The organism is Streptomyces sp. DSM 120436, assembly GCF_055778765.1.
This window is the reverse complement of the sequence record NZ_JBSKBS010000001.1, coordinates 543,151-565,045: the sequence shown is the minus strand read 5'-3', so window position 1 is coordinate 565,045 and position 21,895 is coordinate 543,151. Positions and strand designations below refer to the sequence as shown.

At 72.6% G+C, this 21,895-nt stretch carries 20 protein-coding genes, 1 other RNA gene and 1 pseudogene; 17 read left to right on the top strand and 5 right to left on the bottom strand.

The genetic code is table 11. The annotated features are described in order from the left end of the window. Positions 1-179: 179 nt before the first annotated feature. From ACWH4W_RS02570 to ACWH4W_RS02555, 4 genes are all read left to right on the top strand, one after another. Positions 180-1,856, top strand: a complete 1,677-nt coding sequence (locus tag ACWH4W_RS02570; RefSeq protein ID WP_473074224.1) for a serine/threonine-protein kinase — start codon at positions 180-182, stop codon at positions 1,854-1,856. A gap of 109 nt (positions 1,857-1,965) precedes the next feature. Further along, positions 1,966-3,204 carry a serine/threonine-protein kinase gene (locus ACWH4W_RS02565; protein WP_473074223.1) on the top strand — a complete coding sequence of 413 codons (1,239 nt, stop codon included), beginning with the start codon at positions 1,966-1,968 and terminating at the stop codon, positions 3,202-3,204. A gap of 279 nt (positions 3,205-3,483) precedes the next feature. Next, the gene (gene prfB, locus ACWH4W_RS02560; RefSeq protein ID WP_473074222.1) at positions 3,484-4,590 is read left to right on the top strand and encodes a peptide chain release factor 2; all 1,107 of its coding nucleotides are present in this window, start codon (positions 3,484-3,486) and stop codon (positions 4,588-4,590) included. Positions 4,591-5,017: 427 nt separating this feature from the next. Next, positions 5,018-5,611 carry an LPXTG cell wall anchor domain-containing protein gene (locus ACWH4W_RS02555; protein WP_473074221.1) on the top strand — a complete coding sequence of 198 codons (594 nt, stop codon included), beginning with the start codon at positions 5,018-5,020 and terminating at the stop codon, positions 5,609-5,611. Between the two features lie 116 nt (positions 5,612-5,727). Here the strand turns inward: ACWH4W_RS02555 and ACWH4W_RS02550 are convergent, their stop codons facing one another. Continuing rightward, a complete protein-coding gene (locus ACWH4W_RS02550) occupies positions 5,728-5,919 on the bottom strand; it encodes a hypothetical protein (protein WP_473074220.1) in 192 nt (63 codons plus the stop codon). 267 nt (positions 5,920-6,186) lie between these two features. Between ACWH4W_RS02550 and ftsE the strand changes: the two genes are divergently transcribed. The 5 genes from ftsE to ssrA all read left to right on the top strand — a co-directional run bounded on the left by ftsE (position 6,187) and on the right by ssrA (position 10,113). Then, entirely contained in the window at positions 6,187-6,876 is a 690-nt protein-coding gene (gene ftsE, locus ACWH4W_RS02545) for a cell division ATP-binding protein FtsE (protein ID WP_004987389.1), read from the top strand. A gap of 29 nt (positions 6,877-6,905) precedes the next feature. Then, the gene (ftsX, locus tag ACWH4W_RS02540) at positions 6,906-7,823 is read left to right on the top strand and encodes a permease-like cell division protein FtsX (protein WP_473074219.1); all 918 of its coding nucleotides are present in this window, start codon (positions 6,906-6,908) and stop codon (positions 7,821-7,823) included. A gap of 67 nt (positions 7,824-7,890) precedes the next feature. After that, entirely contained in the window at positions 7,891-9,051 is a 1,161-nt protein-coding gene (locus tag ACWH4W_RS02535; protein ID WP_473074218.1) for a S41 family peptidase, read from the top strand. Positions 9,052-9,111: 60 nt separating this feature from the next. Then, positions 9,112-9,591, top strand: a complete 480-nt coding sequence (smpB, locus tag ACWH4W_RS02530) for an SsrA-binding protein SmpB (RefSeq protein WP_473074217.1) — start codon at positions 9,112-9,114, stop codon at positions 9,589-9,591. A 118-nt stretch (positions 9,592-9,709) separates the two neighbouring features. Then, positions 9,710-10,113: a transfer-messenger RNA gene (gene ssrA / locus ACWH4W_RS02525) on the top strand. Positions 10,114-10,287: 174 nt separating this feature from the next. Here ssrA and ACWH4W_RS02520 read toward each other — a convergent pair. Together ACWH4W_RS02520 and ACWH4W_RS02515 are read right to left on the bottom strand one after the other, a co-directional pair. Further along, a complete protein-coding gene (locus ACWH4W_RS02520; RefSeq protein ID WP_473074216.1) occupies positions 10,288-11,292 on the bottom strand; it encodes a LacI family DNA-binding transcriptional regulator in 1,005 nt (334 codons plus the stop codon). A gap of 97 nt (positions 11,293-11,389) precedes the next feature. Then, complete coding sequence (locus ACWH4W_RS02515) at positions 11,390-12,694, bottom strand: MFS transporter (protein ID WP_473074215.1); 1,305 nt, start codon at positions 12,692-12,694, stop codon at positions 11,390-11,392. An 83-nt stretch (positions 12,695-12,777) separates the two neighbouring features. On the opposite strand from ACWH4W_RS02515, the gene ACWH4W_RS02510 reads away from it, so the two are divergent. From ACWH4W_RS02510 to ACWH4W_RS02475, 8 genes and pseudogenes are all read left to right on the top strand, one after another. After that, positions 12,778-13,761 carry a LysR family transcriptional regulator gene (locus ACWH4W_RS02510; protein ID WP_473074214.1) on the top strand — a complete coding sequence of 328 codons (984 nt, stop codon included), beginning with the start codon at positions 12,778-12,780 and terminating at the stop codon, positions 13,759-13,761. Positions 13,762-14,135: 374 nt separating this feature from the next. Beyond that, positions 14,136-15,371, top strand: a complete 1,236-nt coding sequence (locus ACWH4W_RS02505; protein ID WP_473074213.1) for a DNA polymerase III subunit gamma/tau domain-containing protein — start codon at positions 14,136-14,138, stop codon at positions 15,369-15,371. Beyond that, on the top strand, positions 15,371-17,569 hold the full coding sequence (locus ACWH4W_RS02500) for a bifunctional polysaccharide deacetylase/glycosyltransferase family 2 protein (RefSeq protein WP_473074212.1): 2,199 nt from the start codon (positions 15,371-15,373) through the stop codon (positions 17,567-17,569). Before ACWH4W_RS02505 ends, ACWH4W_RS02500 begins: the two co-directional genes overlap by 1 nt. Next, positions 17,566-18,897 carry an acyltransferase family protein gene (locus ACWH4W_RS02495; RefSeq protein ID WP_473074211.1) on the top strand — a complete coding sequence of 444 codons (1,332 nt, stop codon included), beginning with the start codon at positions 17,566-17,568 and terminating at the stop codon, positions 18,895-18,897. The genes ACWH4W_RS02500 and ACWH4W_RS02495 overlap by 4 nt, the downstream gene beginning before the upstream one ends. 338 nt (positions 18,898-19,235) lie before the next feature. After that, complete coding sequence (locus ACWH4W_RS02490) at positions 19,236-19,619, top strand: type II toxin-antitoxin system RelE/ParE family toxin (protein ID WP_473077392.1); 384 nt, start codon at positions 19,236-19,238, stop codon at positions 19,617-19,619. After that, on the top strand, positions 19,616-19,954 hold the full coding sequence (locus ACWH4W_RS02485; protein WP_103815984.1) for a helix-turn-helix domain-containing protein: 339 nt from the start codon (positions 19,616-19,618) through the stop codon (positions 19,952-19,954). The genes ACWH4W_RS02490 and ACWH4W_RS02485 overlap by 4 nt, the downstream gene beginning before the upstream one ends. Positions 19,955-19,989: 35 nt before the next feature. Beyond that, positions 19,990-20,205: pseudogene (locus tag ACWH4W_RS02480) on the top strand (helix-turn-helix domain-containing protein); the annotation flags it as partial. A gap of 433 nt (positions 20,206-20,638) precedes the next feature. Then, positions 20,639-21,466: an MBL fold metallo-hydrolase gene (locus ACWH4W_RS02475; RefSeq protein ID WP_473074210.1), complete on the top strand. Its 828-nt coding sequence runs from the start codon at positions 20,639-20,641 to the stop codon at positions 21,464-21,466. Positions 21,467-21,547: 81 nt separating this feature from the next. Here ACWH4W_RS02475 and ACWH4W_RS02470 read toward each other — a convergent pair whose 3' ends face one another. After that, positions 21,548-21,721, bottom strand: a complete 174-nt coding sequence (locus ACWH4W_RS02470; protein ID WP_473074209.1) for a hypothetical protein — start codon at positions 21,719-21,721, stop codon at positions 21,548-21,550. Next, positions 21,718-21,891 carry a DUF397 domain-containing protein gene (locus ACWH4W_RS02465; protein WP_473074208.1) on the bottom strand — a complete coding sequence of 58 codons (174 nt, stop codon included), beginning with the start codon at positions 21,889-21,891 and terminating at the stop codon, positions 21,718-21,720. The genes ACWH4W_RS02470 and ACWH4W_RS02465 overlap by 4 nt, the downstream gene beginning before the upstream one ends. Between the last annotated feature and the right edge of the window lie 4 nt (positions 21,892-21,895).

Here is a 21,895-nt window from a genome sequence, read left to right as displayed (position 1 = left end):
CGCGCGGTCAACCGAACCGCCGAACGGGAACGGGAACCGGTGCGCAGGACCCGGCACGGGGCGACGCGGAAGTCGGCCGGCCGGTATCCCGCGCGGCGGCACTACAGTGGGTCGGAACATTCCGCAGCAGGGTGGACCACGGTGTACGCCAGCCAGGCAAGCAGCAGGGAGCGCATGACGTGCGGCCGGTAGGGAGCAAGTACCTGCTCGAGGAGCCGCTCGGACGCGGCGCCACGGGCACCGTCTGGCGTGCGCGCCAGCGGGAGACCGCGGGCGCCGAGGCGGCCGTGCCGGGCCAGCCCGGCGAGACCGTGGCGATCAAGGTCCTCAAGGAGGAGCTGGCGGGCGACGCCGACGTCGTGATGCGCTTCCTGCGGGAGCGCTCCGTCCTGCTGCGGCTCACCCACCCCAACATCGTCCGGGTCCGCGACCTGGTGGTCGAGGGCGAGCTGCTGGCGCTGGTCATGGACCTCGTCGAGGGCCCCGACCTGCACCGCCACCTGCGGGAGAACGGCCCCTTCACGCCCGTCGCCGCGGCCCTGCTGACCGCGCAGATCGCCGACGCGCTGGGCGCCAGCCACGCCGACGGCGTGGTGCACCGCGACCTCAAGCCCGCCAACGTCCTGCTCAAGCAGGAGGGCGACGAGCTGCACCCGATGCTCACCGACTTCGGCATCGCGCGCCTCGCCGACTCCCCGGGCCTGACCCGCACCCACGAGTTCGTCGGCACGCCCGCGTACATCGCGCCGGAGTCCGCCGAGGGCCGCCCGCAGACCTCCGCCGTCGACGTCTACGGCGCCGGCATCCTGCTGTACGAGCTGGTCACCGGCCGCCCGCCGTTCTCCGGCACGTCGGCCCTGGAGGTGCTGCACCAGCACCTGAGCGCCGAGCCGCGCCGCCCGTCCAGCGTGCCCGACCCGCTGTGGACGGTCATCGAGCGCTGCCTGCGCAAGAACCCCGAGGAGCGGCCCAGCGCCGAGAACCTCGCGCGCGGCCTGCGGGTCGTCGCCGCGGGCATCGGCGTGCACGCGAACTCGGCGCAGATCTCCGCCGCGGAGAACGTCGGCGCGCTCCTCGCCCCCGACCCCGCGCCCGCGCCGGTGCCGGGCGAGCCGTCCGCCCCCGGCGCCTCCGACCCCACGCAGGTGCTGCCGCAGAACCCGAACGGCGCCTACGACCCGCACGCCGCGACCAGCGTCCTGCCGCAGACCGGCCCGCCGCCCGGCGCGGCCGACCCCACGGCCGTGATGCCCCCGGTGCCGCCCGGTCAGCCGGGCCAGGCCGCCGGCGGCCCCGACGACCCGCACCCCTGGCAGACCCAGCTCCGCGCGGCCCGCGACCGCAACGAGCAGACCCAGGTCCAGTACCTCGACCCCAGCCAGGACCCGCTGCGCCGCCGCCCCCAGCGGCAGGTGGCCCGGCCCCCGCAGCAGCCGCCCCAGCAGCCGCAGCGCCGCCCCCAGCAGCAGCCGCAGCAGCCCGGCCCCGGGTACGGCTACCCGCAGCAGCCCCCGCCGCAGCAGTACGCCCCGCCGCCGGAGCGCCAGCGCCGGCAGCAGCCCCAGCCGCCGCAGCGGTACGCGCCGCCGCCGGAGCCGCAGCGCCCCGCGCGGGAGCCGCGCCAGCCCCGGCAGCGCGGCGCCAACCCGATGCGCATCCCCGGCCTGGGGTGTCTGAAGGGGTGCCTGTTCACGCTGCTCATCCTGTTCGTGGCGAGCTGGCTGATCTGGGAGCTGAGCCCGCTCCAGGACTGGATCGGCACCGGCAAGGGCTACTGGGACCAGCTCAGCGACTGGTTCGGCTCGATCACGGGCTGGATCGAGGACCTGGGCGGGCCCTCGGACCCGGCGAACTGAGCTCGTCTGCCGCTTTGTCGACATCCGGGGCCCGATTTCCGGGTCTCCGGTGAAGGTCACCTGTCCGGACGCGTAGCTTGGGCGACAACACGCGTCGGTAGGAGCAGTCTTGGCACGGAGAATCGGCAGCCGGTACACCGCCCACCAGATCCTCGGGCGGGGCAGCGCCGGCACGGTGTGGCTGGGCGAGGGTCCCGGGGGGCCCGTCGCCATCAAGCTGCTGCGTGAGGATCTCTCCTCGGACCAGGAGCTCGTCGGCCGCTTCGTGCAGGAGCGGACGGCGCTGCTGGGCCTGGAGCACCCGCACGTGGTGTCCGTACGGGACCTGGTGGTCGACGGCAACGACCTCGCGCTCGTCATGGACCTGGTCCGGGGCACCGACCTGCGCACCCGGCTGGACCGGGAGCGCCGGCTCGCCCCGGAGGCCGCGGTGGCGATCGTCGCCGACGTCGCGGACGGCCTGGCGGCGGCGCACGCGGCGGGGGTCGTGCACCGGGACGTCAAGCCGGAGAACATCCTGCTCGACATGGAGGGCCCGCTCGGCCCCGGCGGCTCGCACCGCGCCCTGCTCACCGACTTCGGCGTGGCGAAACTCATCGACACCCCGCGCCGCACCCGCGCCTCGAAGATCATCGGCACGCCGGACTACCTGGCCCCGGAGATCGTCGAGGGCCTCCCGCCGCGCGCCGCCGTCGACATCTACGCCCTCGCCACGGTCCTCTACGAGCTGCTCGCGGGCTTCACGCCGTTCGGCGGCGGCCACCCGGGCGCGGTGCTGCGCCGGCACGTGACCGAGACGGTCGTCCCGCTGCCCGGCATCCCCGACGAGCTGTGGCAGCTGCTGGTGCAGTGCCTGGCGAAGGCCCCGGCGTCCCGGCTGCGCGCCTCCGAGCTGGCCGCCCGGCTGCGGGAGCTGCTGCCGATGCTGGAGGGGATGCCGCCGCTGGACGTGGACGAGCCGGACACCGACCCGGCCGAGGAGACCGCCGAGGAACCGGCCGGCGCGGCCCCCGCCGCCGGACAGCCGGTACGCCGCCGGGGCGCGGTCCCGCTGGTGCCGGGCGCGAAGCCGTCCGACTCCAACCGCGACACGCACACGTCGATGCGGGTCCCCGCGCCCGACGAACTGGCGGGCGGAGCCCACGGCACGGCCCGCGCCCCCCGCGCGGCCGGCGCCCCCCGCCCCGGCTCGGCCCGCAACCGCGCGGTCGCCCGCCGACGCCGCCTCACGCTGGCGCTGGCGGCGACGCTCCTGGCCGCGGCGGGCGTGGGCACCTGGCTGGCCACCTCGGAAGAAGCCGCCCCCCCACCGACCGGCACGGAGAACTCGGCCCCGGCCGTCCCCTGAAGACGGGGGAGGCGATCCCCTTCAGGGGCGCGGGGAACTGCGCAACGGGGGGCCCGGGGGTGGAGCCCCCGGGGGCGGGAGGGGGGCGGGCGGCACCCCGCCCGGTGCGGTCCGCCCCGGCCCCGGCCGTCCCCTGTGAGGCAAGGGGAGGACGACTCCCTCAGGGGCGCGGGGAACTGCGCGACAGGGGGTCCGGGGGTGGAGCCCCCGGGGGCGGGAGGGGGACGGGCGGCCCCCGTCCGGCGTGGCCCACGGCGGGAAGCCGTTACGCTGGAGGGCGTGGCAGTCGTCGACGTATCCGAAGAGCTCAAGTCCCTCTCCTCGACCATGGAGTCGATCGAGGCCGTCCTGGACCTCGACAAGATGAGGGCAGACATCGCCGTGCTCGAGGAGCAGGCGGCCGCGCCGTCCCTCTGGGACAACCCGGACGAGGCGCAGAAGATCACCAGCAAGCTGTCCCACCTCCAGGCGGAGGTGAGGAAGGCCGAGGCCCTGCGCTCGCGGATCGACGATCTCGCCGTGCTCTTCGAGATGGCCGAGGAGGAGGACGACCCGGACACCCGCGAGGAGGCCGAGTCGGAGCTCGCGTCGGTCCGGAAGGCGCTGGACGAGATGGAGGTCCGCACCCTCCTCAGCGGCGAGTACGACTCCCGTGAGGCGCTGGTCAACATCCGCGCCGAGGCGGGCGGCGTGGACGCCGCCGACTTCGCCGAGAAGCTGCAGCGCATGTACCTGCGCTGGGCCGAGCAGCGCGGCTACAAGACGGAGCTGATCGAGACCTCGTACGCGGAGGAGGCCGGCATCAAGTCGACCACCTTCTCCGTGCAGGCGCCCTACGCCTACGGCACCCTCTCCGTCGAGCAGGGCACGCACCGCCTGGTGCGCATCTCGCCCTTCGACAACCAGGGCCGCCGCCAGACCTCCTTCGCGGGCGTCGAGGTGCTCCCCGTGGTCGAGCAGACCGACCACATCGAGATCGACGAGTCCGAACTGCGCGTGGACGTCTACCGCTCCTCCGGCCCCGGCGGCCAGGGCGTGAACACCACCGACTCCGCGGTGCGGCTCACCCACCTCCCCACCGGCATCGTGGTCTCCTGCCAGAACGAGCGGTCGCAGATCCAGAACAAGGCCACCGCGATGAACGTCCTCCAGGCCAAGCTGCTGGAGCGGCGCCGCCAGGAGGAGCAGGCCAAGATGGACGCCCTCAAGGGCGACGGCGGCAACTCCTGGGGCAACCAGATGCGTTCGTACGTGCTGCACCCGTACCAGATGGTCAAGGACCTGCGCACGGAGTTCGAAGTCGGCAACCCGGAGGCCGTGTTCAACGGCGAGATCGACGGTTTCCTCGAGGCCGGAATTCGCTGGCGCAAGCAGCAGGAGAAGTAAGGCTCCGCCCGGACGCCGATATGTCGACAAGGCAACTGCCGCTTATTCAGCGGCAGTTGCCTTGTCGTGTCGGGGGTGTCCGGGATCTGTGTCACAGTCACGGCTTCCGTGTCGCGCAAAGCACGCGGAGCCGGACATCGCGCGCGCAACGGCCTTGACGTTCTTTTGGAAAGTCGGAAGGGTGAAGGGCGGCATGCGCAATTCTGGGGCGCATGTGAACCGGGGGGCGTTTCACCACAGTTACCTCCGTTGATCACGGCCCCGGGCGCCGCCTCATTGACGATCAGCTACTGGGGGTAGCACGCATATGACGAAGAAGACGCGGCTTCGCGTCGCACGCATCGCAGCCGGCGCCGTGGTCGCTGCGGGTGCGTCGCTGATGGTGACGGGTGTTGCTCAGGCTGACGAGAGCCCCATCTGTGACATCGTGGTCACTCCGGAGTGTGAAGAGGAGGGTGGCGAGAACCCGGGCGGTGAGAACCCGGGTGGTGAGAACCCGGGCGGTGAGAACCCCGGTGGTGAGAACCCCGGTGGTGAGAACCCCGGTGGTGAGAACCCGGGTGGTGAGAACCCGGGTGGTGAGAACCCGGGCGGTGAGAACCCGGGCGGTGAGAACCCCGGTGGTGAGAACCCGGGCGGTGAGAACCCGGGCGGTGAGAACCCGGGCGGTGAGAACCCCGGCGGTGAGAACCCCGGCGGTGAGAACCCCGGCGGCGAGACCCCCGGCGGCGAGACCCCGGGCGACGACGAGAGCCCGGTCGAGGAGCCCTCCGAGGCCCCCGGCGGCGGCCTCGACCCCGACGGCGGCGCCTCGCCGCAGGACGAGGGTTCCTCCGCCCTGACCGACACCGGCGAGGAGCCCCCGGCCACCTCCGCCCAGGGCAGCGGCAAGGAGCTGGCCGAGACCGGCGCCGCCGAGACCACCTTCCTGGTGATCGGCGCCGCCACGATGATCGCCGGCGGTGTCGGCTTCCGGGTGCTGCCGCGCCTGATGACCGGCCGCGGCGGCGCGGCCGCCTGACGGTGGCCGCGCACGCACGCACCGTGCGCACGCCATGACGCGAGGGCCCGGAGCGCCGCCGCGGCGCTCCGGGCCCTCGCCGTGTCCGTGGACCCCCGTCCGTCCCGGTCGGACGGTCAGACGGTCTGGTGGGCGAGCAGCGCCACCGCCGCCACCAGCACCGCCAGCAGGACGATCAGCATCATCGGGTTCAGCCCCGCGAAGAAGTTCTCCTGCTGCATCCGCTCGCGGTTCGCCCGGCACACGGGGCACCGGCCCTCGCTCACGGGCGCGGCGCAGTTCGCGCACACCAGCCGGTCGTACGTCATGCGCTCGCCCTCCTCGCGCCGATTCCTGGGGTTCAACGCCCACCACCGGGTGAACGTTCCCCCTCCACTGTGCCAGGTTCCCGCCGGGACCGCGCCGGGTCCTCCCCGGTCGGGACCCCCCGCGGGAGCGCGGCCGTCCCCCCGGGCGGCCGGCGCCGGCCGGAACAAAGGGCGCATCTTCTCCACAACCCCCTCCGGTGACTGCGCTCGGCTCTCCGGGTCGCGTAAGGTCACGCTCATCTACCCCCGGCTACCCGTGGTGCATCCGTGATCCGATTCGACAACGTGTCCAAGGTCTACCCCAAGCAGAACCGCCCCGCCCTCCGGGACGTCTCCCTGGAGGTCGAGAAGGGCGAGTTCGTGTTCCTCGTGGGGTCCTCCGGCTCCGGAAAGTCCACCTTCCTGCGGCTGATCCTCCGCGAGGAGCGGGCCAGCCACGGTCAGGTGCACGTCCTGGGCAAGGATCTCGCCCGCGTCTCCAACTGGAAGGTGCCGCAGATCCGGCGGCAGCTGGGAACCGTGTTCCAGGACTTCCGCCTGCTGCCGAACAAGACGGTCGCGGAGAACGTGGCCTTCGCGCAGGAGGTCATCGGCAAGTCGCGCGGTGAGATCCGCAAGTCCGTGCCGCAGGTGCTCGACCTGGTCGGGCTCGGCGGCAAGGAGGACCGCATGCCGGGCGAGCTGTCCGGCGGTGAGCAGCAGCGCGTCGCCATCGCGCGGGCCTTCGTCAACCGGCCCAAGCTGCTCATCTGCGACGAGCCCACCGGCAACCTCGACCCGCAGACCTCCGTCGGCATCATGAAGCTGCTCGACCGCATCAACCGGACGGGCACCACCGTGGTGATGGCGACGCACGACCAGAACATCGTGGACCAGATGCGCAAGCGCGTCATCGAGCTGGAGAAGGGCCGCCTCGTGCGCGACCAGGCACGCGGCGTCTACGGCTACCAGCACTGACGCTCCACGGAAAGGCTTGATCAGACGCCATGCGCGCCCAGTTCGTCCTGTCGGAGATCGGCGTCGGTCTCCGCCGCAACCTGACGATGACCTTCGCGGTCGTCGTCTCCGTCGCCCTGTCGCTCGCCCTGTTCGGCGGGTCGCTCCTGATGAGCGACCAGGTGAGCGCGATGAAGGGCTACTGGTACGACAAGGTCAACGTCTCCATCTACCTCTGTAACAAGAGCGACGCCGAGTCCGACCCCAACTGCGCCAAGGGCGCGGTGACCGACGACCAGAAGAGCCAGATCAAGGCCGACCTGGAGAAGATGTCGGTCGTCGACACGGTGACGTACGAGTCGCAGGACGAGGCGTACAAGCACTACAAGGAGCAGTTCGGCGACTCGCCGCTGGCCAGCTCCCTCACGCCGGACCAGATGCAGGAGTCGTACCGGGTCAAGCTGAAGGACCCGGAGAAGTACCAGGTCATCGCGACCGCCTTCGACGGGCGGGACGGGGTGCAGTCCGTGGAGGACCAGAAGGGCACCCTGGACAACCTCTTCGGCCTGCTGGAGGGCATGAACATCGCCGCCCTCGCGATGATGGCGCTGATGCTGGTCGTCGCCCTGATGCTGATCGTGAACACCGTCCGGGTGTCCGCGTTCAGCCGCCGCCGCGAGACCGGGATCATGCGTCTGGTGGGCGCCTCCGGCTTCTACATCCAGGCGCCGTTCATCATGGAGGCCGCGGTCGCCGGACTCATCGGCGGCGGCCTCGCCTGCACTTTCCTCATCCTGGCGCGGTACTTCATCATCGACCACGGACTCGCCCTGTCGGAGAAGCTGAGCCTGATCAACTTCATCGGCTGGGACGCCGTTCTGACGAAGCTCCCGCTCATCCTCGCGACCAGTCTGCTGATGCCGGCGTTGGCCGCGTTCTTCGCGCTGCGCAAGTACCTGAAGGTGTGACACTTGCCCCCAGGGGCGCGCGGTCAACGGACCGTGCGCCCCTGTGCGTTGTCCTAGACTCACCGGCATGTCAGGTCGTGACCCGTTCTGTCGGCCCCGCAGCGTCCGCCGCGGCGCCGCCCTGACCCTGGTCTTCGCGAGCGTGCTCGTCGCCGGCGCGGCCACGGGCAGCCTGCCCGGCGCCGGCCGCGGCACCTCCGCGGACGGCGCCGGGCAGGCCGCGCCCGTCGGACACCGCACCGAGGTCTTCCGGGCGGCCGAGGAGGCCGCCGCCCACGGCGACTCCCCGCTGGAGGCCGCCGAGCGCGCGGTCAGCCGCAGCGGCGACCGCTGGGCCGCCGTCTACTCCCCGGACGAGTACGAGAAGTTCGAGGCCGGCCTCAACGGCGCCTACACCGGCGTCGGCCTGTGGGCCCGCGAGCGGGACGGGCGGATCGAGGTGACCAAGGTCGGCAGCGGCACCCCCGCCGCCGAGGCGGGCATCCGCGCGGGCGACCGGCTGCGCAGCGTCGACGGCGAGAAGGTCGACGGCCGGCCCGTCACCGAGGTCGTCTCCTTACTGCGCGGCGACACGGCGGGCAAGAGCGCCGGCAGCACCGTACGGCTCGGACTGGAGCGCGGCTCGCGCTCGTGGAGCGAGACCGTCCGCCGCGCCCGGCTCTCCCGGGAGACGGTCACCGTCCGCTCCCTGCCCTCCGGGGTCACGGTCGTCCAGGTCACCGCCTTCACCAGGGGCTCCGGCGAGCAGGTCCGCACCGCCGTGCGCGAGGCGCCGGAGGAGTCCGGCGTCGTGCTCGACCTGCGGGGCAATTCCGGCGGCCTGGTCGCCGAGGCGGTCACCGCGGCCTCCGCCTTCCTCGACGGCGGCCTGGTCGCCACCTACGACGTCGAGGGCGAACAGCGCGCCCTGCACGCCGAGCCCGGCGGCGACACGCACAGACCCCTGGTGGTGCTGGTCGACGCGGGGACGATGAGCGCGGCCGAACTCCTCACCGGCGCCCTCCAGGACCGCGGACGGGCGGTCGTCGTGGGCTCCCGCACCTTCGGCAAGGGCTCGGTGCAGATGCCGACCGAGCTGCCCGACGGCTCCGTCGCCGAACTGACCGTCGGCCACTACCGCACCCCCTCGGGCCGCGGCGTCGACGGCCACGGCCTCACCCCCGACCTGGAGGCCGGCGCGCAGGCCCTGGAGCGCGCCGAGACGGTCGTGGGCGGACTCGGCCGGTAGGCCGGGCCCGGTAATCGGCTTCCCCGGGAGCCCCCGTGTGGTGCGAAAATGGGCGGCACTATGGCTAAGGAAAAAGGGCGCAAGCTGATCGCGCAGAACAAGAAGGCGCGCCACGACTACCTCATCATCGACACCTACGAGGCGGGCCTGGTGCTCACCGGCACCGAGGTGAAGTCCCTGCGCCAGGGACGGGCGTCGCTGGTGGACGGCTTCGTCCAGCTCACCGACCACGAGGCGTGGCTGCACAACGTGCACGTCCCGGAGTACAGCCAGGGCACCTGGACCAACCACAGCGCCCGGCGCAAGCGGAAGCTGCTGCTGCACCGCGAGGAGATCGACAAGCTGGAGGCCAAGTCCCAGGAGACCGGCCACACCATCGTGCCGCTCACCCTGTACTTCAAGGACGGCCGGGCGAAGGTCGAGATCGCGCTCGCCAAGGGCAAGAAGGAGTACGACAAGCGGCAGACGCTGCGCGAGAAGCAGGACCGGAGGGAGGCCGAGCGGGCGATCTCCGCGGTGCGCAGGAAGCAGCGGGCCTGAGGCCGCCGGGACCCCGCGGGAATAGGCTGGCATCGACCCGCGTTGGTCACGTACGATGGCTTCGCACCTCACAGCGGGTGCGGGTCACCTCCTCCGGGAGGGTTTGACAACACAACATGGGGATGATCGGTTTCGACAGCGGCTGTCGAAGCAGGGGAAGCGTGTCGAGGAAGCGGCCATGATCTCGTAAACCACAGGCCGAAAAAAATAATCGCCAATTCCAAGCGATCCATCTCCCAGGGCGAGCTCGCCCTCGCTGCCTGATCTTCAGGTAGCGAGCAGCGGCTCCCCTACTTAAGGGAGTGTCAGCCCGGGGGTGTTCCCGACCCGGATCCTGGCATCAGCTAGGGAACTAAACCTTGATCCCGGTCACGGGGTGAAAAGGGAAATCTCACAGTGACTGGGCCCGTCGGAGACTTGTCGGCGTGATCTCCGGGGCCGAGAAAAGCACAGCCGACTGCACACGGAGAAGCCCTGGTTCCGCACCGTTGGACGCGGGTTCGATTCCCGCCATCTCCACGACCCCATGTGGGCAGAGGCCCCGTCGCGCGAGCGGCGGGGCCTTTGTCATGCGGCCGCACGAGCCGCACCCCGCGACCGGGGACGCGCGGTGCGGGACGGCCGGGGCGTACGTCCTCGGCGTACGCCTGTGCGCCGCGTACCGGCCGGGGAAGGCCCGGCGGACCTGGCTGAGCCTCAGTGTCCGCGCGGCGCCGTGCTCGCCCGCTCCGTCAGGCGGGGCGGCAGCAGGGTGGTGCCCGGCACGGCCGCTCCCGAGAGCTTGCGCACCAGCAGACGCACCGCGCGGGCGCCCAGCTCGGCGGCCGGGACGGCCACCGAGGTGACCGGGACGCGGGCCGCCTCGGCGACCGGGGCCGGGCAGACGGCGGTGAGGGACACGTCACCGGGGACCCGCATCCCCCGCTCCTCGAACGCCTCGATCAGCGGGTCGACGAGCGGCTCGTTGTGCACCACCACCCCGGTCAGCGCGGGCAGGTCGCGCAGCAGCCGCTCCACGACCGCGCGGGCCGCGTCCCGGCCGGTGCCGCACGGCAGCACCGTCGAGGCCAGCCCGTGCCGGTCGGCGGCAGAGGTGAAGCCCTCCACGAGGCGGCGGGCGAACGCGGTCCGCCGGAGGTACACCTCCGGCGGCGAGCCGGCCAGCGCCACCGCGCGGTGCCCGAGCCCCGCCAGATGGTCCACGCACAGCTCCCCGGCCGCCCGGAAGTCCAAGTCCACGCAGGTCAGGCCGTCCGCCTCGGCGGGCACGCCGACCAGCACGGACGGCACGGGGCACGCACGCAGCAGCGGCAGCCGGGGGTCCTGCCACTGCACGTCCGTCACGATCACGCCGTCCGCCAGCCCCGTCCGGGTCACCCGTCCGATGCCCTCGTCGCCCTCGCCCTCGGTGAGCAGCAGCACGTCGTGGTCCCGGGCGCGGGCGGCGGTGACCACCGACAGCGTGAACCGGGTGACCACCGGCACATGGATGCCGGGGCGCAGGGGCACGGCCAGGGCGAGCACCTTCGCCCTGCCGCCCGGCCGGGACCGCCCGCCGTCCGTGCGGTAGCCCAGCTCGCGCACCGCGGCCTGCACCCGGCGCCGGGTCGCGTCGGAGATCGGCCGCTTGCCGCTCAGCGCGTACGAGACCGTGCTGGGGGAGACGCCGGCGCGCCGGGCCACATCCGTGATCTTCGCCATCGGGAGTCCTCGGGGGCACGGTCCGTGGGGGAGGAAGCGGCCGACGCCCCTGTCGAAGCGCTTCGACGGGTGAAGGTAGGTGCGGGACCCGTGGCCGTCAATGGGGCGAACGGTGATCCCTGGAGCGGTTCGACGGCCCGGACACCAGGAGCGCCCCGGCGACCGCGAGGGCGGTGAGCGCCGCCGCCACCGGCACTCCGTACCCGGCGGTGGCCGAAACGCGCTCCACGATCCAGCCGCCGGCCGCGCTGCCGCAGGCGATCCCGCCCAGCAGCCCGGTCACCGCCAGCGTCATGCCCTCGTTCAGCCGCCCCTCGGGGGTGGACCGCTGCACCAGGGTCATCGTGGTGACCATCGTCGGGGCGGTGGCCATCCCCGCCACCAGCAGCGCGCCCGCCAGGACCGGCAGCGAGCCGGTGAGGGCGGCGGCGAGCAGCGGCAGGGTCATCAGCGCGGCCATCGCCGCCAGGCACCAGCCCAGCCGGGAGCGCGCGGACCCGGCCGGGCGCACCGTCCCGTACAGCAGGCCCGCCGCGCAGGAGCCGGCCGCCTGGAGCGCCAGCACCACGCCGGCCGCCGTGCGGTGCCCCTGCTCGTCCGCGAACGCGATCGTCACGACCTCCAGGGAGCCGAACACCCCGCCCGTGGCCAGGCAGACCAGCAGCAGCGGCCGTACGCCGGGCGCGCGCAGCGGCGCCCCTCCCGGGGCGCGGGGGACGGCCGGGGGCTCCGTGGAGCGCTGTGCGGCGAACAGCGCGACGCCCGTCAGCAGCAACGTCGCGCCGGCCAGCGTGCCCGCCTCCGGGAAGAGGGCCCCGCACAGCAGGGCCGCGAGCACCGGGCCGAGCATGAAGCACAGCTCGTCGGCGGCCTGCTCGAAGGAGTTCGCGATGTGCAGGTCGCCGGGTCTGTCCTTCAGCAGGTGCGCCCAGCGGGCCCGGGACATGCCCCCGGTGTTGGGGGTGGTGGCCGTCGCCGCGTAGGCGGCGAACAGGGTCCAGGCGGGGGCGTCGTGGCGCACGCAGAGCACCAGGGCGAGCGAGCCCAGCACGGCGACCAGCGTGGCCGGCAGGGCCACCCGGGCCTGTCCGTACCGGTCCACCAGGCGCGCGGTCCACGGGGCGGCCACCGCCGTGGCCGCGAGCCCGGTCGCGGTGACGGCGCCGGCCAGGGCGTAGGACCCGCGGACCCCGGAGATCATCAGGATCGCGCTCACTCCGAACATGCCCATCGGCAGCCGGGCGAGCAGGTTGCCCGCCGTGAAGGCGCGGGCGCCGGGCAGGGCGAACAGACGGCGGTACGGGCCCGGCTCGCGCCGGGCGCGCGGGGCGAGGTCGACGGCCACGAGGGTGTCGGCGGTGACGGTGTACAGGCGGGTGTCCCGCGGGGGCGGCTGAGGCATGGCCTCACCGTCCCCCCTGGTCAGGTGGCCGGTCCAACACCTTCTCCGGGCCCATTGACGCACCTGTGTTGTAAGTTCGCGGAATGCCCGCCACCGCCCACGTCGATCCCCGTCTGCTGCGCGCCTTCGTCACCGTCGCCGAGGAGCTGCACTTCACCCGCGCCGCCGCGCGCCTCCACGTCGCCCAGCAGGCGCTCAGCCGGGACGTGCGGCGCCTGGAGCGGGAGCTGGGCTGCGAACTGTTCGTGCGCAGCACCCGCCGGGTCACGCTCACCGCCGACGGCGAGCGCCTGCTGCCGTACGTCCGCGCGGCGCTCCAGGCGCAGGACGACCTGCTCGCCGCCGCCGGACGGAGCCGTCCGCTGCTCGTGGACCTCAACTCCCCGGGCCTGGGGACCCATCGCGAGGTGCTGCGCCGGGCGCGTGAGCGGGCCCCCGGGCACGAGCTGATGGCCCGCTACGAGAGCGGGCTGACCTGGGCGGCGGGGGAGCTGCTCGCGGGGCGGCTGGACGCGTCGTTCGGCCGGTTCGCGGGGCTCGCGCCGGCGGTGCGGGCCGGGCTGGACCAGCAGCCGGTGCGGTACGAGCCGATGGCGGTGGTGCTGCCCGAGGACCACGCGCTGGCCGCGCTGCCGGAGGTGCCGCTGGCCGCGCTGGCGGGCGTGACCGTGTACGCCGGGGCGGGCAACGACCGCACGGAGGAGTGGACGGACCTGGCGCGGCGGCTGTTCGAGGACCGGGGGATCACGCTCGCGCCGCCCGCGCCGCTGGCGGTGGGGGAGGAGGAGTTCCAGCGGGTGATGGCGCGGACCGGGCATCCGATCCTCGCCGTGGTCGGTTTTCCGCCACTCCCGGGGACGGTGTCGCGGCCCCTGGTGGCGCCGGTGCCCCTCTCGCCCGTGTCGCTCGTGTGGCGGAAGGGCATGATGCATCCCGCTCTGACCGAACTGCGCGAGTCGGCGGCCGAGCTCGCCGCCGGGCGGGGCTGGCTGCGGCGACCCGGGGACTCCTGGCTCCCGGAGACCGACGCCGCCGTCATGGGAACGCACCCAATGTCTCGCTGCTGACACAAAAGGTCGCCCCGGGAACACGCGACCTCCGGGTGCGCTACATTCGATGCCCGAGCACGGTGTGATAAACGGGGCGCTCGGAGCGGGTGGGGGCCCGGTCCGCCGACGGGTGCTCGGGTCGTACGCGCGCCGAAGACTCCGTTGGGGGGAAGTGCGAGCGCGTGGAGAAGTGGCGAGAAGACGCCCAACCGGGGCGGCCGCAGTGGGCCGGCACTTCCCGGAGGTTCGCGGAAGGGGACGAGGCCGCCCGTGAGACACGGGTGATGCCCCTGGCGGACCGGCCCGTCGGACCCGGCGTGAGAGACGGCGCGGAGAGCCTCCGCGCCGGTTCCGGTTCTGGTTCCCTGGACGAACGCTGGACGCGTCTTGGCGTGTTCCCGTCCGGGAACGGTGACGACGACCGGACGCAGGTGCTGCCCCCGTCCGGGAACGACGACCGGACCCAGGTGCTGCCCGACGCGGCCGGCCGCACGGTCCCGCCCGCCAGGACCGGCGGCGAGGACCGTACGCAGGTGCTGCCCGAGGTGGACGGACGCGCGGAGCCGCCCGCCCGGCCCGGCCCGTCCGGCGCCTCCGTGGCGTCCGGTGGCCGGGACCGCTTCGACGCCTTCGGGAAGCCGCCCGCGCCCGCGGAGCGCCGGGTCGCCGACGAGACCTACGACTCCGAGCGCACCACCGCCCTGCGCGTCCCCCGCCCGGCGGCCCCGGCCTTCCCGGCCGCCGGGACGGCGGACGCCGGCGCCACGGCCCGGGTCCCGGCCGCGGACGCCGCGGTCCCCGGGGACACCGGCACCGCCGTACGCGACCCCTGGCAGGAGGAACCCGGCGGCACCGGCGAGGCCACCCACGACCCGCACGAGGTGACGGTCCAGCTCGACGCCGTGCAGATAGGCGCCGACGGTGTGCTGAGCCGTACCCCCGGAGCGGGCGCGGCGCCCGAGGCGGCCCCCGTGTTCGTCGACGAGTCGGGCCGCCGCAACCGGCTCTACCGCCGTATCGGCCTGGCCGTCGGCCTCGCCTGCGTGGGCTACGCCGTCGTCATGGTCGCCACCCTGCTGTCCGGCAACTCCGACGCCCCCTGGATGCCCGTCCCGGGCCAGGAGGACAAGCCCGCCGGGCAGGTCGAGACCACGCCCCGGCCCTCCGCGACCGACCCCGGCCCCGCCCCCAGCTCCGGCGCCGGCCCCGACCCGGGCGTCGTGCCGCCCACCCCGGGCGCCGCCGAACTGCCCGGACCCGGCGCCTCCGCGCCCGCGGCGGGCGGTACCGGCGGCGCCGGCAACGCCGTGGAGCAGCCCGACGGCGGCGCCCCGGCGGCCACGCCGACCGGCCGCGCCAGTTCCCAGCCGGGCACCGGCGGCGCCGACGCGGACGGCGGATCCGCCGCCGAGACGCCCCCGGCCGGCGGAGGCACCAGCACCCAGCCCTCCACGCCGACGACCGAGGACGACGTCCCGCAGCCCGGGACGCCCGACCCCGCCGCCGGCGAGGCCGGCGGCACCGACAGCCTTTCCGCTCCGTCCGGCGGCCGCCCGGTCGCCGCCGAACCCGCCGCGGGCGCGGACTCCGCCCCCACCCTCGCACCGTCCCCGGAGAACGTCCTCTGATGGCACCCCCCTCCCACCGCCGCCGGGCGCCCCGCCCGGACCGGCGCGGCGCACTGCGCCGTCGCGTACCGCTGCGCCTGCTGCTCCCGCTGCTGGTCCTGGTCGCCCTCTCCGCCATGCTGATGCTGCGCGGCTACGTGCACAGCGAGATCCTCGCCGACCACCGGGTGCAGAACCCGGCGCCCACCACCGAGGTGCCGAAGGAGATACTCGAGGGCGGCCCGGTGATCGACGTCCGCACGGGCGAGGCCACCACCCTCAGCGTGCCGGACGGCCGCCTGGTGCTCACCTTCGACGACGGCCCGGACCCCACCTGGACGCCGAAGGTGCTCGACGTGCTGAAGAAGCACGACGCGCACGCCGTCTTCTTCGTCACCGGCACCATGGCCTCCCGCTACCCGGACCTCGTCCAGCGCATGGTCGACGAGGGCCACGAGATCGGCCTGCACACCTTCAACCACCCCGACCTGTCGCTGCAGTCCAAGGAGCGCATCGACTGGGAGCTGTCGCAGAACCAGCTCGCCATCACCGGCGCGGCCGGCATCCGCACCTCGCTGTTCCGCCCGCCGTACTCCTCCTTCTCCGCCGCCATGGACAACGAGTCGTGGCCGGTCACCGAGTACATCGGCAGCCGCGGCTACCTCACCGTCGTCAACAACACCGACAGCGAGGACTGGAAGCGGCCCGGCGTCGCCGAGATCATCCGCCGCGCCACCCCGGAGAACGGCGAGGGCGCCATCGTCCTCATGCACGACTCCGGCGGCGACCGCAGCCAGACCGTGGCCGCGCTCGACAGGTTCCTGCCCGACCTGAAGGAGAAGGGCTACGAGTTCGACAACCTGACCGAGGCCCTGGACGCGCCCAGCGCGCACAGCACGGTCACCGGACCCGAGCTCTGGAAGGGCAAGGCCTGGATCTTCCTGGTGCAGGCCTCCGAGAAGATCACCGACGTGCTGGTGGTCGGCCTGGCGATCATCGGCACCCTGGTCATCGCCCGCTTCGTGCTGATGCTGCTGCTGTCCGGCGCCCACGCCCGCCGGGTGCGCGGCAGGAGATTCCGCTGGGGCCCGCCGGTCACCGAGCCGGTCACGGTGCTCGTCCCGGCGTACAACGAGGCCAAGTGCATCGAGAACACCGTCACCTCCCTGATGGCCAGCGATCACCCGATCGAGGTGCTGGTCATCGACGACGGGTCCACCGACGGCACCGCCCGCATCGTCGAGGCGATGGGCCTGCCCAACGTCCGGGTCATCCGCCAGCTCAACGCGGGCAAGCCCGCCGCCCTCAACCGGGGCCTGGCCAACGCCCGGTACGACATCGTCGTGATGATGGACGGCGACACGGTCTTCGAGCCGTCCACCGTCCGTGAACTCGTCCAGCCCTTCGGCGACCCGAAGGTCGGCGCCGTCGCCGGCAACGCGAAGGTCGGCAACAAGGACAGCCTCATCGGCGCCTGGCAGCACATCGAGTACGTGATGGGCTTCAACCTGGACCGCCGGATGTACGACATCCTGCGCTGCATGCCGACCATCCCGGGAGCCGTCGGCGCCTTCCGGAAGTCGGCGCTGGAGCCCATCGGCGGCATGAGCGACGACACGCTCGCCGAGGACACCGACGTCACCATGGCGCTGCACCGCGCGGGCTGGCGCGTGGTCTACGCGGAGAACGCCCGCGCCTGGACCGAGGCCCCGGAGACCGTGCAGCAGCTCTGGTCGCAGCGCTACCGCTGGTCGTACGGCACCATGCAGGCCATCTGGAAGCACCGCCGCGCCCTCGTCGAGAAGGGTCCCTCCGGCCGCTTCGGCCGGGTGGGCCTGCCCTTCGTCTCGCTGTTCATGATCGTGGCCCCGCTGCTGGCCCCGCTGATCGACGTCTTCCTGCTGTACGGCCTGGTCTTCGGACCGACCCAGCAGACCATCCTCGCGTGGCTGGGCGTGCTGGCCATCCAGGCGGTCTGCGCCGCGTACGCGTTCCGCCTGGACAAGGAACGCATGACCCACCTGATCTCGCTGCCGCTGCAGCAGATCCTCTACCGCCAGCTCATGTACGTCGTGCTGCTCCAGTCCTGGATCACCGCGCTCACCGGCGGCCGGCTGCGCTGGCAGAAGCTGCGCCGCACCGGTGTGGTCGGGGCGCCCGTGAACGGGGCCGTGCCGAGCGGCCAGGCGTACCACGACGACCGGAGGCCGGTGGCATGACCCACGGACACCCGTCCGGCGCCGGCCCGGTCCCGGGACCGGCCGGCCCGTACCCGACCCCGTACGGCGGACACACGGGCACGGCCCCGCAGCCGCCGTACCCGTTCCCCCGGCAGCACACCACGGAGCCGGTTCCGGAACCGGCTCCGGAACCCGCCGAGGCGCCGGCCCGCGAGAAGCCGGGCCGGGACCGGTACCTGGACCTGCTGCGCTCCATCGCCCTGGTCCGCGTCGTCGTCTTCCACCTCTTCGGGTGGGCCTGGCTGACGGTGCTGTTCCCGTCGATGGGCGTGATGTTCGCGCTCGCCGGCTCGCTGATGGCCAGGTCGCTGAAGCGGCCCGCGTGGAGCGTGATCCGCGGACGGCTCCGCCGTCTGCTGCCCCCCCTGTGGATCTTCGGCGCCATCATGCTGACGCTGCTGTTCGTCAGCGGCTGGAACCCGGGCAAGGACCCCGGCCAGGGCGGCGGGCTCTGGGGCCTGGTCAAGCTGTTCAACTACCTGGTCCCGATCGGCGCCCCGCCCTACCCCTTCGAGGCCGGGGACCTCGGGCCGCTGGGCGCCACCTGGGCGACCGACGCGGTGGGGCCGCTGTGGTACCTGCGCGCCTACCTGTGGTTCGTGCTCGCCTCCCCGCTGCTGCTGTGGGCGTTCCGCCGGGCGCCCTGGCCGACGCTGCTCGCCCCGCTCGGCCTCACGGCCGTCGTCGGCACCGGGCTGGTCACCATCCCCGGCGAGACCGGCAACGCGGTCACCGACTTCGCGGTCTACGGCTCCTGCTGGGTGCTCGGCTTCGCCCACCAGGACGGCATGCTCAAGCAGGTCCCGCGCTACATCACCGTGTCCTGCGCCTCCCTGGTGATGGCGTTCGGCCTGTGGTGGGCCTCGGGCCACCTCGGCGACTCGGGGTGGAACCTCAACGACATCCCGCTGGCCCAGGCCGCCTGGTCGTTCGGGTTCGTGGTGATCCTGCTCCAGTACTCGCCGTCGTGGCAGGAACTGCCGGGACGGCTCGCCGGCTGGGACCGGCTGGTGACCCTGTCCAACAACCGGGCGGTCACCATCTACCTCTGGCACAACCTGCTGATCGCGCTCACCTTCCCGCTCGTCGACCTGCTGTACAAGCTCCCGTTCATGCAGAACGAGCGCGGGGTGGAGGCCCTCAACAGCACCTACGAGCTCTGGACGTTCACGTTCATCTGGCCGCTCATCGGCCTGGTGGTGCTCGCGACCGGCTGGGTCGAGGACCTCGCGGCGAAGCGCCGCCCGAGGCTCTGGCCGAACGGAAGCAAGAGCTCCCGCCCGCGGGCCGGGGCACGCCGGGGCTGAGCGTCACGGGCGGGGGCGCCGAGGAGCGGAGGGCCGTCGGACGACACGTCCGACGGCCCTCGTCCGTTCACCGGCGACGCCGGCGGCACGGTCGTCGTCACCGGGAACCACAGCCCAGCCGTACGCGTCCTCTCCCGCTCGGGCCTAATCCCGCCGAAAGAAGCCGCCCCTGTGTCGCCTCGGCAGGCTGCCGCTGGTTTGCGGGCGGCGCCGCGGCATCAGGACGAAGGGGAGTACCGGGGGTGTGCGACGCTGGAGTGGCTGCGGTCGCGGCGACGGCACACGACCTGAACCACATGTTCGCGCTCTCGCGCCCCGCACGATATACCATCGGCGATATGGACAGCGGGCGGTACTCGATTGAGATCGAGCCGGAGGTGCGGCTGTGGCTGGAGAACATTCCCGCCCCTCACTACAAGCAGGCCGAACGCGTCGCCGACCTGCTCGCCGAGCAGCCCACCACGCTTGACGAACCGCACTCCCGTCACCTGGGCGGCAAGCTCCGCGAGCTGCGCTTCCGCCTGGGCGATGCCCATCAGCGGATCACCTACTGGCTGGCGCCCGGCCGACGTGTCGTGCTGCTCACCGTGTTCCGCAAGACCAAGATGCGCGAGCAGGCCGAAGTGGACCGCGCCCACGCCGCACAGCGATTGTGCGAGGCAGAGCATGAAGCCGCCGCTGAGCACGACCTCTACAGCCGCAACCTCAAGGAGAACCGATGAACCACAGCGAATGGAGGACCCGTCGCCACCGCCAGTTGCTGGGCGAACACCTGGACGCCGACCCCGAGTACGACCGGGTCTACGAAGAGGCCGGTCTCGCCATGACGTTGGGCAAGGCCGTCTACGACCGGCGTAAGCAGCTGGGCCTGAGCGAGGCCGATCTCGCCGAGCGCATGCACGTCGACGTCGATGACATCGAAGGCATCGAGACGGCCACCGAGCTGCCGCCCATCGCGGTCATCATGCGCCTGGCCCGCGCACTGGACCTCACGGTGGACGTGCACCTCGCCGGCGGAGACGAGCCCACCGTGACCATTGTCGCCCCAGCGGCCTGAGGCGGGGAGGAACCATGCAGGACCCGCCTTCCGCGCTCGCCCGTGAGCTCGGGCAACTCGTCCACGACCGGCGCGTCGAGCTCGGGCTGTCCCAGGCCGAGCTGGCCGAGCGGTGCGGGATGAAGCAGCCGCAGATCTCCCGCTTCGAAGGCGGCGGGACCGTGCCCACGCTTCCCCTCCTGCGCCGCCTGGCTCAGGCTCTCGGCGCCGACCTGACCATCAGCCTAACCCCCCACGACAAAGCCGCTTGACACGCATTCGGAATTCCTGAACCCCCCAGGCGGTGTAGACCACTGAGGGCAGTGGTGACGGCAACGCCAGCAGACTCGCAGGTAGGAGCGGCCTGGCCTGCACACCCACTATTGATCAAAAACTCATGGAGTTCTCGTCCAGGACGTAGCGGACGGCAGGGCCGCCGAAGTGGCCGCGGACGATGTGCGGTTGCCGCTGGCGTCAGCGCCATCTCGGAGCCGTCATCCGGCATAGGCTCACCATCGAAGAAGCCTCCGTGGGCGGTCCCGTCGTCGGGGGTCGCCGTCGCACACCCCCCTCCGGCCGTGTTGATGCGCGTCAGACCCTCTGGTGGGGTGACGCCGTAGACCGGGCAGGCAGTTCGATCTTGAGCAGGACCAACGACCCAGTGCCGGTCAAGACGCGGCCGCAGACTTCGAACGGGAGGGGCCCATGCTGAAGCAGGTCGCCGAGGGTGTACTGATCCACCGGAGCGAGTTGCTCGAGAACAACACCGTTGTCGTGCAGGGCAGGGACGGCGTGCTGCTCGTGGACGCCGGGATCACCGGCGCCGAGATGACCTGCCTGGCGAACGACCTTCGTGAGCTGGGCCGGCCCGTGGTGGCGGGCTTCTCGACGCATCCCGACTGGGATCACGTGCTCTGGCATGCCGAACTCGGTGAAGCGCCTCGTTACGGCACGGCCCGCTGCGCGGCCTTCATGCGGGACGTGTTGTCGAACGCGGACTGGAAGGCCGGCGTCACCGAGGGGCTGCCGCCGGAAATCGCCGGGGACACACCACTGGCCTTGTACGGCCTCATCACCGGTCTGCCTGCCGGAACCGCGCAGCTTCCCTGGGACGGCCCCGAGGTGCGGATCATCGAGCATACGGCGCATGCCCCGGGCCATGCGGCGCTGTTGGTCGGGGAACGCCGGGTTCTCATCGCCGGCGACATGCTCTCCGATGTCTTCGTCCCCATGCTCGACGACACCGACAACCCGATCGAGGACTACCTCGCCGGGCTGGGACTGCTCGAGGGCGTGGCGGACGACGTCGATGTCCTCGTCCCCGGACACGGATCCGTCGCCAGGGGCGAGGAGGTACGCGCAAGGATCACACGGGACCGGGCGTACGTGGAGGACCTGCGTGACGCCCGGGTCACCAGCGACCCACGGGTCGTATCGCCCAAGCCCGGCTGGGAATGGGCAAGCGGCATCCACGAAGGGCAGGCCCGAAGCCTCGCCCGAGGGAGCGAGCGCGAGGGGACGCCCGACCAGTGATCCGCTTCCGCCGGTGGATCACCGCCGCGCAGGGCGGTGATCCCTTGCGGTGGAGGATGCCCTGGCGCTTGATGCGATGGCTCACCCGATGGCCATCCGTGTCTTCCGGTAGACCGACGTACCGGTGATCCGGGTGCCGAACCCGGCCGGCGAGGTCCTGCCGCCTGCGTAGAAGCGCACCGTCCAGGTGTCGGGGACGCCGTCGTTGTCGGCATCCGGCGCTCCGATGAGCAGGTGCCCGGTCCCGGCGGTCACTTCATGACGTGCGTGAGGAAAACGGTCCACGTGGTGGGGGAGACGCCGAGCTGGGGGCCGGGTGTGTTCTTCGAGTCGCGTATGTGGACGGTGGTGGGTGTGGCCGCTATCTCCACGCAGTTCGAACTGTCGCCGCTGTAGGACGACTTGCGCCAGGTGATGGTCTGCACGGGG

Coding starts and splice junctions, on each gene's coding strand:
- ACWH4W_RS02515 (WP_473074215.1), bottom strand. CDS start 12,694: ATGCCTCAGCCGCCCCCGCGGGACACCCGCCTGTACACCGTCACCGCC.
- ACWH4W_RS02475 (WP_473074210.1), top strand. CDS start 20,639: ATGCTGAAGCAGGTCGCCGAGGGTGTACTGATCCACCGGAGCGAGTTG.
- ACWH4W_RS02535 (WP_473074218.1), top strand. CDS start 7,891: ATGTCAGGTCGTGACCCGTTCTGTCGGCCCCGCAGCGTCCGCCGCGGC.
- ACWH4W_RS02550 (WP_473074220.1), bottom strand. CDS start 5,919: ATGACGTACGACCGGCTGGTGTGCGCGAACTGCGCCGCGCCCGTGAGC.
- ftsX (WP_473074219.1), top strand. CDS start 6,906: ATGCGCGCCCAGTTCGTCCTGTCGGAGATCGGCGTCGGTCTCCGCCGC.
- ACWH4W_RS02490 (WP_473077392.1), top strand. CDS start 19,236: ATGGACAGCGGGCGGTACTCGATTGAGATCGAGCCGGAGGTGCGGCTG.
- ACWH4W_RS02495 (WP_473074211.1), top strand. CDS start 17,566: ATGACCCACGGACACCCGTCCGGCGCCGGCCCGGTCCCGGGACCGGCC.
- ACWH4W_RS02520 (WP_473074216.1), bottom strand. CDS start 11,292: ATGGCGAAGATCACGGATGTGGCCCGGCGCGCCGGCGTCTCCCCCAGC.
- ACWH4W_RS02500 (WP_473074212.1), top strand. CDS start 15,371: ATGGCACCCCCCTCCCACCGCCGCCGGGCGCCCCGCCCGGACCGGCGC.
- smpB (WP_473074217.1), top strand. CDS start 9,112: ATGGCTAAGGAAAAAGGGCGCAAGCTGATCGCGCAGAACAAGAAGGCG.
- ACWH4W_RS02510 (WP_473074214.1), top strand. CDS start 12,778: ATGCCCGCCACCGCCCACGTCGATCCCCGTCTGCTGCGCGCCTTCGTC.
- ACWH4W_RS02485 (WP_103815984.1), top strand. CDS start 19,616: ATGAACCACAGCGAATGGAGGACCCGTCGCCACCGCCAGTTGCTGGGC.